The sequence below is a fragment of the Peptostreptococcus sp. MV1 genome, from assembly GCF_000758885.1.
In the GTDB taxonomy this organism is placed as follows: domain Bacteria; phylum Bacillota; class Clostridia; order Peptostreptococcales; family Peptostreptococcaceae; genus Peptostreptococcus.
In genome coordinates this window covers 1-11,538 of sequence record NZ_JRNB01000018.1, presented here as the reverse complement: position 1 = coordinate 11,538, position 11,538 = coordinate 1, and the positions used below count along the sequence as shown (strand labels likewise).

At 38.1% G+C, this 11,538-nt stretch carries 11 protein-coding genes and 1 riboswitch; all 11 genes read left to right on the top strand.

Annotated features, from left to right (window positions below):
* The first annotated feature begins 152 nt into the window (after positions 1–152).
* The 11 genes from cdaA to HMPREF1639_RS01925 all read left to right on the top strand — a co-directional run bounded on the left by cdaA (position 153) and on the right by HMPREF1639_RS01925 (position 11,270).
* A complete protein-coding gene (gene cdaA / locus HMPREF1639_RS01975) occupies positions 153–1,004 on the top strand; it encodes a diadenylate cyclase CdaA (protein WP_036762721.1) in 852 nt (283 codons plus the stop codon).
* A 16-nt stretch (positions 1,005–1,020) separates the two neighbouring features.
* Positions 1,021–1,935: a CdaR family protein gene (locus HMPREF1639_RS01970; protein WP_036762720.1), complete on the top strand. Its 915-nt coding sequence runs from the start codon at positions 1,021–1,023 to the stop codon at positions 1,933–1,935.
* A 596-nt stretch (positions 1,936–2,531) separates the two neighbouring features.
* Positions 2,532–3,617, top strand: a complete 1,086-nt coding sequence (gene buk / locus HMPREF1639_RS01965; RefSeq protein ID WP_036762718.1) for a butyrate kinase — start codon at positions 2,532–2,534, stop codon at positions 3,615–3,617.
* 80 nt (positions 3,618–3,697) lie between these two features.
* Positions 3,698–4,375, top strand: a complete 678-nt coding sequence (locus tag HMPREF1639_RS01960; protein WP_036762717.1) for a hypothetical protein — start codon at positions 3,698–3,700, stop codon at positions 4,373–4,375.
* A 54-nt stretch (positions 4,376–4,429) separates the two neighbouring features.
* Positions 4,430–4,645, top strand: a complete 216-nt coding sequence (locus HMPREF1639_RS01955) for a 4Fe-4S dicluster domain-containing protein (RefSeq protein ID WP_036762715.1) — start codon at positions 4,430–4,432, stop codon at positions 4,643–4,645.
* A 17-nt stretch (positions 4,646–4,662) separates the two neighbouring features.
* A complete protein-coding gene (locus HMPREF1639_RS01950) occupies positions 4,663–5,727 on the top strand; it encodes a 3-methyl-2-oxobutanoate dehydrogenase subunit VorB (protein ID WP_036762713.1) in 1,065 nt (354 codons plus the stop codon).
* A complete protein-coding gene (locus tag HMPREF1639_RS01945) occupies positions 5,727–6,506 on the top strand; it encodes a thiamine pyrophosphate-dependent enzyme (RefSeq protein WP_036762711.1) in 780 nt (259 codons plus the stop codon). Before HMPREF1639_RS01950 ends, HMPREF1639_RS01945 begins: the two co-directional genes overlap by 1 nt.
* Positions 6,507–7,064: a 2-oxoacid:acceptor oxidoreductase family protein gene (locus HMPREF1639_RS01940; RefSeq protein WP_036762710.1), complete on the top strand. Its 558-nt coding sequence runs from the start codon at positions 6,507–6,509 to the stop codon at positions 7,062–7,064. It abuts the gene before it with no gap.
* Positions 7,065–7,230: 166 nt separating this feature from the next.
* Positions 7,231–8,592 carry a phosphoglucosamine mutase gene (gene glmM, locus HMPREF1639_RS01935; RefSeq protein WP_036762708.1) on the top strand — a complete coding sequence of 454 codons (1,362 nt, stop codon included), beginning with the start codon at positions 7,231–7,233 and terminating at the stop codon, positions 8,590–8,592.
* 390 nt (positions 8,593–8,982) lie between these two features.
* The gene (gene murA, locus HMPREF1639_RS01930; protein ID WP_036762706.1) at positions 8,983–10,236 is read left to right on the top strand and encodes a UDP-N-acetylglucosamine 1-carboxyvinyltransferase; all 1,254 of its coding nucleotides are present in this window, start codon (positions 8,983–8,985) and stop codon (positions 10,234–10,236) included.
* 23 nt (positions 10,237–10,259) lie between these two features.
* Positions 10,260–11,270: a rod shape-determining protein gene (locus tag HMPREF1639_RS01925; RefSeq protein WP_036762704.1), complete on the top strand. Its 1,011-nt coding sequence runs from the start codon at positions 10,260–10,262 to the stop codon at positions 11,268–11,270.
* A 73-nt stretch (positions 11,271–11,343) separates the two neighbouring features.
* Positions 11,344–11,443, top strand: a riboswitch (SAM riboswitch).
* The last annotated feature ends 95 nt before the right edge of the window (positions 11,444–11,538 follow it).

Sequence of the window (11,538 nt, the reverse complement as noted above, 5' to 3'; positions counted from 1 at the left end):
AGAGCAACGCCCTTCTAAGGCGTGTGTCCGGGGTTCGAATCCCTGTGCGCTCATTTAAACTCTTTATCATAATGATGGAGAGTTTTTTTTATAAAATAAAAAAATATTTAATATTCTATGGTAAAATATAATCAGGAAAGTAGGTGGAATATGTGTTGTCGCTTGATTTAATTTTTAATAAATTTTTCCAGTTGGTGTACAGGATAAGTATAAATGATGTAGTTGATATACTGATAGTAGCGTATCTTTTTTACAAAATAATGATGTTTATAAAGGATACACGTGCAGAACAGTTATTTAAAGGGGTAATTATACTTCTAATTGTCACACAAGTCAGTGGTATGCTCAAATTACACACCCTATACTGGATACTTGTAAAGATACTAGAAATAGGATTTATATTACCATTTATAATATTCCAGCCGGAATTGAGAGCTGGTCTAGAACATATAGGAAGAAATACGAATCTATTTAGGTTTGGATCACAAACCAGAGACAAATACGAGATAGACGTAGAACGTACTATAACTGAAATATTAGATGCCATTTATGATATGGCTGGAAGAAAAATAGGAGCCCTGCTAGTTTTAGAGGGTGAAACAAAGCTAAATGAAATTGTTGAGACTGGTACTGAAATAGATGCCAAGATAACAAAGCAAATATTATGTAATATATTTATTCCTAATACACCACTTCATGATGGAGCAGTGATAATCAGGGATAGTAAGATAAAATCTGCAGCATGTTTTTTACCACTTACACAGAGAAAAGACCTGAGTAAGGACCTAGGAACAAGGCATAGGGCAGGTATAGGAGTTAGTGAGATATCAGATTCATTGAACCTGATAGTTTCAGAAGAAACAGGATATGTTTCAATAGCCAGATCTGGTAAGATATATAGGAATGTAAGCAAGGAAAGATTGGCGAATATATTGAAGAACTTTTACAGAAATAAGATGGAAGACAAGAGTTTTGGAATTGTTAAAGATATTTTTAATAAATAACTAGGAGGTGCTGAAATTGGGTAAATTGAGGCAAAAAGCCAAGGGTAATATCAGGACAAAAATTATATCAATATTGGCAGCACTTGCACTATGGTTATATGTTTTGGCGGTAGTGGATCCTGACGAAAAGAAGGTTATAGAGAATATTCCTATAACCATAAATAAGATGAATGAAATTGAAAAGGAAGGATTTGTAGTGTATCCAAAAAAAGATTTCGAGACATCGATTAGTTTAGAAGGTAAGCTATCAGAGTTACAAAAATTAACCAAGAACAACATAGATGTATACGGCGAAATAATCAATCCTGTAGAAGGTAAGAATGTTGTGAGTCTAAGAACGAATATATCAAATAGGGTGTCTAGGGAGCTCAAGGATCCATCTATAGTTGTAAATCTTGAAAAAAAGACAGAGAAATCAGTTGATTTAAGAGTTAATTTTAGAGGTGATCTGAAAGATGAAATAATAAATACAAATACAAATTATAAAAAGATTATAGTGAGTGGTGCTAGAACACTGGTGGAGGACGCATCATATGTAGGTGTAGACATAGATGTTGATAAATTGAATAGAGACCTACCTTTTGAAAAGGAATTAAAGGGGGTTGCCTATGACAAGAAGGGAAATCCTCTAGACTTGGAGTTGAATGTAAAAAAAATAACAGTCTCAGGCGAGTTTAAGGTCAGCAAAACAGTACCATTGAGAATTGATTACACTGGAAGTCTATATGACCTTGATTCTTATGGTTTATCGCCAGAAAATATTTCTATTGTAGGAAGTGGTGAAACTTTAAAAAATATAGATTTTATCAAAACAAAAAAGCTAACAAACGATGATTTTGAGGAATTACTTAATAAAAAAGTAGAAATAGTCTTACCAGAAAGTATAAAGCTAAAGAATGAAAATACAGAAATACTATTAATTAAAAAATAGGAAATAGGCGATTATTACTTGATAATTTATGAGAATAACCTTATTTTTTAAAATGTGTAAAATAAGCAATAGTATCTACTTTAGTCGAATGTATGTTGAAAAAACAAATAGAGAAATATTTAGAATATTTAAATTAAATAAAAATAAAAGGTGAAATAGGGAATTTGCTTAACGATATTAAAAATCAACGAATTTGTTAATTTAATATTTTTATTGCAAGTTCCTTATTTTAGTTATAAAATAATAGGTAGGAAAGAGTAATTAGTAATTTTTTTCTTGCCTATTACCATTTGAAAACTTATTGGATAATGTTTTCAAGATATAAAAAAGTAAAAAAAATATTTCATGATGGGCAAATTTCTAACTATAAGAAAGTTTGTGATTATGAAGGATTTTATTCATTTATAGCTAGTAATATAAATTTGTCAATAATAGGAAGTGTCCCTTTACATAATCACACATTTAGAATCTAAAGTTGGGCTTTTGGAAAAAGCTTTTCATTGGATATCGGTGGGTGATATTATTGTGACTTGTGTTTTGTTGTTGGCGGGTTTGGCAGTAAAATTTATACAGTTAGAGTTAAACAGGAGGACATAATGAAAGAAGTTTACAAGATTTTAACTATTAACCCAGGTTCTACATCTACTAAGATAGCCGTATATGATAATGACAAGGAAGTTTTTGAAAAGACTCTTAGACATTCATCAGAGGAGATAGCTCAGTTTGACAAGATTTCTGACCAGTTCAATTTCAGAAAAGACGTTATAGAGGGCGAACTTAAGGCTGCAGATATCAAGTTGGAAGAACTTGACTGTGTAGTTGGTAGAGGCGGTCTATTAAAGCCAATAAAGGGTGGAACATATAGCGTAACTGAAAGTATGCTAGAAGACCTTAGAGTCGGTGTTTCAGGACAGCATGCATCAAACCTTGGTGGTATAATAGCAAACGAATTCTCAAAGGAATTAGATATACCGGCATTTATAGTTGACCCAGTTGTAGTTGACGAAATGTCTGACTTAGCTAGGATTTCAGGTACAGCTAGTATAGAAAGAAAGTGCATATTCCACGCTCTTAACCAGAAGGCAATAGCAAGAAGATATGCTGAAGAAGTAGGCAAGAAGTATGAAGACCTTAACTTGATAATAGCTCACATGGGTGGAGGTGTATCAGTAGGTGCTCATAGCAAGGGAGCTGTAATAGATGTTGCAAACGCTCTAGATGGTGAAGGTCCATTCTCACCTGAAAGAAGTGGTGGTGTACCAGCTGGCTCACTAGTTGACCTATGCTTCAGTGGAAAGTACACAGTGTATGATATAAGAAAGATGATAACTGGTAACGGTGGTCTAGTTTCTTATTTAAATACAAATGACGCTAGAGAAGTTGAAGCTATGATAGAAAAGGGTGACAAGAAGGCAGCCCTAGTATACGAAGCAATGGCTTATCAGATAGCTAAGGAAATCGGTAGTTGTGCTGCAGTATTAGCAGGCAAGGTAGATGCAGTTTTATTGACTGGTGGTATAGCATACTCTAAGAGTTTCACAAAGATGATAGCTGATAGAGTAGGTTTCTTAGCGGAAGTTAAGGTATATCCTGGAGAGGATGAAATGATAGCTCTAGCTCTAGGGGGATTAAGAGTTCTAAAGGGCGAAGAAAAGGCTCAGAATTACGACGCACAGCAATAAACAAGGTCTTGATTTTTGTCGCAGATTGTAGGCCTTGCCTATCTGGAGATTGAGTATTTGGATGAAGGAGAAGGCAACAAATGGAAAAAACAAAGAGAATTAGGATAATAACAGGCCACTATGGAAGTGGAAAGAGCGAATTTGCAGTAAACTATGCATTACAGTTGAGGAAAGAAATTGAAGGTCCGCTTTCAATTTCTGACCTTGATGTTGTAAACGTGTACTTCAGATCTAGAGGTAAGAAGGAGTTCCTCGAGGAAAACGGAATACATCTTATATCTAGTTCAGTAGATGCGCCAACACTTGATATACCAGCACTTTCTGCGGAAATACATACACCGCTACTAAATAAGGAACATAATAATATCATAGACCTTGGTGGTGACAAGGTGGGAGCAACTGTTATTGCAAGATATAGAAATATGATACAGGATGACGAATACGATATGTTCTTCGTTGTCAATGCAAATAGGGAAAAAACACAAAATGCAGAAGAAGTAATGATGTATATTGATGAGATTGAAAGGGCATCACAGCTTAAGGTTACAGGTCTAATCAACAATACTCATATGCTGAAGGCTACAAGTATGGAAGATATAGAAAAGGGTCAGAAAGTCTGTCGTGAAGTATCAAGACAGAGGAATATACCTATTAGATTTATATCTTGCCTAGAATCTATAGCAGACCAGATTCCTGAAGATTATGAAGGTGATGTGGTTCCAATTCATCTGTATTTAAGAGATGAGTGGATGATGTAGTTTGTGTTTTTATAAATAATTTTAGATTTATTTTATTTTAAGGAGGCAATACAAATGGCTAAAGGTAGAGTGTCTTTTGATCAGAAGTACTGTAAGGGTTGCGGTCTATGCATCTCAGTATGTCCAAAAAAGATTATTGAGCTTGATATGTCTAAGGTAAATTCAAAGGGATATAATCCAGCTCACGTTGAAAGAATGGAAGAATGCATAGGATGTGCAAGTTGTGCAATGATGTGTCCAGATGCAGTAATCACAGTAGAAAGAGATTAATTTAGGGGGGATTTTAAATGGCTAAGATACTAATGAAAGGTAACGAAGCATTCGGTAAGGCAGCTATGGTTGCAGGATGTAGATATTTCTTCGGTTACCCAATAACTCCACAGAGTGAGTTACCTGAATATTTATCAAGAGAATTACCAGCAATAGGCGGAACATTCGTTCAGGCTGAGTCTGAAGTTGCTGCAATAAACATGGTTTACGGTGCTGGTGGATGTGGTGCTAGAGTACTTACATCTTCATCTTCACCAGGTATTGCATTAAAGCAGGAAGGTATAACTTATTGTGCAGGTGCAGAAGTACCATGTGTTGTACTAAACGTAGTGAGAGGTGGCCCAGGTCTAGGATCAATCCAGCCTTCGCAGTCAGACTACTTCATGACAACTAGAGGTGGTGGTGATGGTGACTACAGAACACCAGTATACGCTCCAGCTAGTGTACAGGAAGCATGTGACATGATAATGGATGCATTTGATGTTGCTGAACTATATAGAACTCCAGTTTTAGTATTACTAGACGGTATGATAGGACAGATGATGGAGCCAGTTGACTTTGAAAAGCCAAGAAAGCAGAGAGAACTTCCTTCTAAGGAGGGTTGGGCAACTACTGGTACTAAGGGACAGAGAAAGCCAAATATCATAAACTCTCTATACCTTTCTCCAGAAATTCTTGAAGAACACAACTATCATCTACAGAGAAAGTACGATGTAATCGAAGCTAACGAACTTCAGTATGAAATGGATAGAACTGAAGATGCTGAACTAGTATTCGTTGCATATGGTACTATGGCAAGAGTTGTAAAGAACTGCGTAAATGAAATGAGAGAAGAAGGATATAAGGTAGGTCTAATCAGACCTAAGACTGTATGGCCTTACCCATACAAGGCATTTGACGAAATACCAGCTTGTAAGGACCTATTCGTAATCGAAATGAGTTTAGGACAGATGGTAGAAGACGTTAAATTAGGTTCAAATGGTAGACACCCAGTTCACTTCTATGGTAGACCAGGTGGTATGGTACCAGAACCAAAGGAAATAATCAAGAGAGCGAAAGAAATCATGGGAGGTGTTAAGTAATGGCTGTTATATTCAAAAAAACATCAGGTTTAACTGACGCACAGACACATTACTGTCCAGGATGTACTCACGGTATCATCCATAGACTAGTTGCTGAAGTATTAGAAGAAATGGACGTTGTAGGAACTGCTATAGGCGTAGCTCCGGTTGGATGTTCAGTTCTAGCATATAATTATTTTAACTGCGACATGCACGAAGCTGCTCATGGTAGAGCTCCAGCGTGTGCTACAGGTATCAAGAGAGTTAACCCAAAGAACACTGTATTTACATACCAGGGAGATGGTGACCTTGCATCAATTGGTGCTGCTGAAATCGTTCATGCTGCAAATAGAGGTGAAAAGATCACAGTTATATTCGTAAACAACACTACTTACGGTATGACAGGTGGACAGATGGCTCCTACGACACTAATCGGTGAAAGAGGAACAACTTGTCAGGCAGGTAGAGATCCAGAACTACACGGATATCCAATTAGAATCTCAGAAATGCTTTCTACACTAACAGGTGCTAGATACATAGAAAGAGTTAGAGTAGATACTCCTGCAGAAGTTAGAAAGGCTAAGAAGGCTATAAGAAAGGCTTTCGAAGTACAGATGGCTGGTCTAGGATTCTCAATGGTAGAAGTACTTTCTACATGTCCTACAAACTGGGGTAAGACTCCTGTAGATGCTCTTCAGTGGTTAAGAGACAATATGGTTCCATACTATCCAGTACAGAACTTTAAGGATATTGATATAGAAGCTGCATTAGCAGAAAAAGCTGCAAAGGAGGAAAAATAAATGAGTACATCTAGAGTTATTTGTGCAGGTTTCGGTGGACAGGGTGTAATGTCTATGGGTCAGTTGATGACTTATGCCGGAATGCTTGAAAATAAGGAAGTTTCTTGGTTGCCATCATATGGTCCAGAAATGCGTGGTGGTACTGCTAACTGTGCTGTTACAATCTCTGACCAGCCAGTAGGTTCTCCGATCATCACTGACGATGCAACAGCTGCTATAATCATGAACTCTCCATCTTTGACTAAGTTCGAAGGTGACGTAGTTCCTGGTGGAGTTATCCTAATTAATAGCTCACTAGTTCATGAAAAGTGTAGCAGAGATGACATAGAAGCTTACTATGTAGACGCTAACGACCTATCAAACGAATTGGGCGGATCTAAGTTTGCTAACATGATCATGCTAGGCGCTTTCCTTGCAGTTGATAATAGTGTTAATATAGACTCTGTTCTTGAAGCTTTCAAGAAGGTTTTCGGAAAGAGAAAAGAAAAATTCATACCAGTTAATAGACAGGCTCTTGAAGCAGGTTATAAGGCTGTTATGGACCAGAAAAATAAATAAGATTAGTTTATAATGAGGGGAGTGGTTTAGACCACTCCTTTTTTTCGTTATTACACTTGTAAAAACTATGTATAAATTCCTTTTTTGTGATAAAATAGATTATATATAGACTCTTTATTGCCATTAGAGTCCAAAGACAAAATTGATAAATAAGGTGGTAACATATATGAGAAAATATTTTGGTACAGACGGTGTTAGAGGTGTAGCAAATACAGAGTTAAATTCTTCTTTGGCTTACAGGTTGGGTAGGGCAGGAGGATATGTCTTGACTAAGGAATCCAAGCAAGGTGACAGGGTCAAGGTAGTTGTAGGTAGAGACACTAGAATATCTGGAGATATGCTAGAAGCAGCCCTAATTGCTGGTCTGATGTCTGTTGGTTGTGATGTAATAACAGTTGGGGTAATACCTACTCCAGCGGTTGCCTACTTGACTAGGAAGTATGGGGCTGATTGTGGTGTGGTAATATCTGCATCTCATAACCCAGTAGAATACAATGGTATCAAGTTTTTCAATGATAAGGGCTTCAAGCTTGACGATGATATAGAATTGGAAATTGAAAAGCATATAGATGACAAGGACCTACTAGATGAGTGGCCAGTTGGTTCAGATGTAGGTAGGAAGATCTACGAGCACAATGCTGTCAGGGACTATGTAGACTATTTGAAGTCTCATATAGATGGTGACCTGAAGGGTCTAAAGATAGTGCTAGACTGTGCTAATGGTGCTGCCTACAAGGTTGCCCCAATGGCCTATAGGGAGCTGGGAGCAGAGGTTATAGAAATTCACTGCCAGCCAGACGGCAATAATATAAACGACAAGTGTGGCTCAACTCACCCTGAATCACTACAGGCCAAGGTCGTGGAAGTTGGTGCCGATATGGGTATGGCCTATGATGGTGACGCTGATAGGCTGATAGCTGTTGATGATAAGGGTAACATTGTAGATGGTGACAAGATTATGGTCATCAGTGCCATAGATATGAAGGCCAAGGGCCAGTTGAAAAATGATACCCTAGTGGTCACTGTGATGAGCAATATAGGTTTGAGGATAGCTGCCGAGGAAAATGGAATCAAGCTGTCTACTACTCAGGTAGGAGATAGGTATGTCCTTGAGGATATGATAAAGAACGACTATAGCCTAGGTGGTGAACAGTCAGGTCACCTAGTATTCTTGGACTATAATACTACTGGCGATGGTACCATGTCATCTCTAGTACTCTCATCTATAGTCAAGGCTAAGGGTCAGCTGCTTTCTGAAATAGCCAGTGTAATGGACCAGTACCCACAGGTCTTGGTAAATGTAAGGGTTCAGAATGAATACAAGCACAGCTATAATGAAATTGAGGAAATAGCCAATAAAATAGAAGAAATAGAAAAGGAAATGGATGGCAAGGGTAGGGTCCTAATCAGACCATCTGGTACTGAGCCTCTAGTGAGGGTTATGCTGGAAGGTAAGAATGAAGACTATATTTATGGTTTGGCTAAGGGCTTGGCTGACCTAATTGACGAGAAGATAGGCTTGAAGTAGGCTATTTGGTGGCAAGATTGTTCTTGTTATTGTACTTTAAGTTAAAAAATATATTTATATAGAATTTAAGTGATTGTAATTTTACCACTGATTTGATATAATAAGGAGATGTATATGCATCTCCTTGGGTGGTAAGCCCATTTTTATGCATATACTATAATTTGATATCATTTATAAGTTTTGGAGTGGATGATTCTGGTATGTAGCTTGTCCAGTGCACTACTATAAGTGGGGTTAGATTGAAAATTTTAAGATTTATAAATGACAGCAAAGTTGGTGTGTTGATTTAGGTTAGATATGACAGGTTTAATAAGACATATAGGATACACCATTTAATGAGTATATTGAAAATTTACAACGATTATTAGTGTGAAGATAAGGGGAAGAATTATGCCAAGAATTAGAGTAAAAAAGAGTGGTCCTTTAAAGGGAACCTTAAAAATAGATGGAGCGAAAAATGCTGTATTGCCTATAATTGCAGCTACAATACTAGCAAGGGGCAAGTGTAGACTAAATAGTGTACCAAACCTGAGAGATGTGCACGTAATATCAGACCTTTTGGTACATTTAGGTGCAGAAATTACCTACAGTGATGGATGTCTAGAGATTAATACATCCGGTATAAATACATATGAAGCTCCATATGAGTTAGTAAAGAAGATGAGGGCGTCATTTGTAGTTATGGGGCCCTTGTTGGCTATATTTAATAGGACAAAGATTTCTATGCCGGGTGGGTGTGCAATTGGTACTAGACCGATTGACCTACACCTAAAGGGTTTCAAGGCCTTAGGGGCTGAGATAATTATGGACCACGGCTTTATTGAAGCCAAGGCAGATAGGCTAGAAGGTAACAAGTTATATCTTGACTTCCCATCTGTAGGGGCAACTCAGAATATAATGATGGCGTCAGTACTTGCTGAAGGTGTTACTACTATAGAAAATGCGGCTGAAGAGCCAGAAATAGTTGATTTGGCCAATTTCTTGAATGAAATGGGTGCTTCAGTAAGAGGCGCTGGTACAAATACAATAAAGATTAAGGGTGTAAAGTCTCTTCATGGGGCTGAGCATACGATAATTCCAGATAGGATAGAGGCTTCTACATATATGGTGGCAGCTGCTATGACTAAGGGTGACATAGTTCTTGAAAATGTAATAATAGACCACCTAAAGCCAGTTATAGCCAAGCTATCAGAGGCAGGTGCTATAGTTCAAGAGGGTGAAAACTCTATAAGGGTAATAGGTCCTGATAGGATCAAGCCTATTGATATAAAGACCCTACCACATCCGGGATTCCCAACAGATGTACAGGCCCAGTTTATGGCCATGCTAACTGTTGCAGAGGGTACAGGTGTGGTAATAGAGACTGTCTTTGAAAATAGATTTATGCATGTAAATGAATTTAATAGGATGGGAGCGAATATTAAGATTGATGGTAGGAGTGCAGTAGTCAATGGTGTGGATTCTCTGAGAGGGGCAGATGTAGTAGCTACTGACCTTAGGGCCGGAGCAGCTCTTATACTGTGTGGCTTGATAGCTGACGGCGTAACTAATGTGGGTGAAATATACCATATACAGAGGGGTTATGTAGATATAGATAAGAAGCTGAGAAGTATAGGCGGAGATGTTGAAATAGTTGAGGATTAGTTAGTCGTATACGGAGGTTTGAGATGGCAGGAATGGATATTGGAATAGATTTAGGTACTGCGAATGTATTAATAGTAGTAGATGACAAGGGTGTTGTATTAAATGAGCCGGCAGTAGTTGCTGTTGACAATAGGATGGACGAGGTCATAGCTGTGGGTCATGAGGCCTATAGGATGATAGGTAGGACTCCTAAGGATATAGAGGCAATCAAACCGATGATGAATGGTGTAATATCAGACTACGATAATGCAGAAAAGATGTTGCGTGGTTTTATCAGTATGCTTGGAGAGAGCAAGGGCATGGGTAAGATAGTAATGCCTAGGATCATGGTGTCAGTTCCAAGTAATATAACTGATGTTGAAAGGAAGGCCGTTCAGGATGCTACCAAGCAGGCAGGTGCTAGGGAGGTTCTATTGATTGAAGAGCCCATAGCAGCAGCTATAGGGGCAGGTATTGATATTACTGTTCCGGGTGGTCACCTAGTTGTAGACATTGGTGGTGGTACTTCGGATGTGGCTGTCATATCTCTCGGTGGTACTGTAATCAGCAAGTCTATCAAGGTTGGTGGTAACAGGTTTGATCAGGATGTCATCAGGTACATCAAGAAGAACTACAGCGTAATAATCGGTGAGAGGACTGCCGAAAAGATAAAGAAGGATATAGGTTGTGCCTATAGACGTCAAGAAGAGAGATTCATAAAGATAACAGGTAGAGACTTGACTAATGGTCTGCCAAAGTCTATAACTGTGAGCTCTTTTGAAATAATGGATGCTATGAGTGACAGTGTGGCTCAGATTACCAACCTAGTAATCAAGGTTCTACAGGATACGCCTCCAGAGTTGGCATCTGATATAGCTGAGAGGGGAATAGTCCTAACAGGTGGAGGGGCCCTTCTATATGGTATGGACAAGAAGATTTCTGAGGTGACAGGTTTGAGGGTGAGATTGGCTAGTGAGCCTATTAATTGTGTGGCTCTTGGTACAGGTATAGCCCTAGGTTCTGTTGAATTATTGGAAATTGCAGGAACTGTTTAAAATTGCAAATAAAAACTTGACTTTTATGAGTCTTGGTGATAGTATATTGATATAATTGAATAAGATCTTGATTACCTTATCAAGAGTGGCTGAGGGACAGGCCCTATGAAGCCCGGCAACCGGAAGATTTACGGTGCTAAATCCTACAAGATATGTATCTTGAAAGATGAGGTTAGCTAATTGTTGTGTAAATAATGGCCTCTTCTTTTGGAGAGGTCAATTTTTATGTATGACGGGCATGCCGTCAGTCTGTGGTGAAAGTCCACGT

Bases quoted from the DNA above. Each gene is read 5' to 3' on its own strand.
- buk (WP_036762718.1), top strand. From the start codon at position 2,532: ATGAAAGAAGTTTACAAGATTTTAACTATTAACCCAGGTTCTACATCT.
- HMPREF1639_RS01960 (WP_036762717.1), top strand. From the start codon at position 3,698: ATGGAAAAAACAAAGAGAATTAGGATAATAACAGGCCACTATGGAAGT.
- HMPREF1639_RS01955 (WP_036762715.1), top strand. From the start codon at position 4,430: ATGGCTAAAGGTAGAGTGTCTTTTGATCAGAAGTACTGTAAGGGTTGC.
- HMPREF1639_RS01950 (WP_036762713.1), top strand. From the start codon at position 4,663: ATGGCTAAGATACTAATGAAAGGTAACGAAGCATTCGGTAAGGCAGCT.
- HMPREF1639_RS01945 (WP_036762711.1), top strand. From the start codon at position 5,727: ATGGCTGTTATATTCAAAAAAACATCAGGTTTAACTGACGCACAGACA.
- HMPREF1639_RS01940 (WP_036762710.1), top strand. From the start codon at position 6,507: ATGAGTACATCTAGAGTTATTTGTGCAGGTTTCGGTGGACAGGGTGTA.
- glmM (WP_036762708.1), top strand. From the start codon at position 7,231: ATGAGAAAATATTTTGGTACAGACGGTGTTAGAGGTGTAGCAAATACA.
- murA (WP_036762706.1), top strand. From the start codon at position 8,983: ATGCCAAGAATTAGAGTAAAAAAGAGTGGTCCTTTAAAGGGAACCTTA.
- HMPREF1639_RS01925 (WP_036762704.1), top strand. From the start codon at position 10,260: ATGGCAGGAATGGATATTGGAATAGATTTAGGTACTGCGAATGTATTA.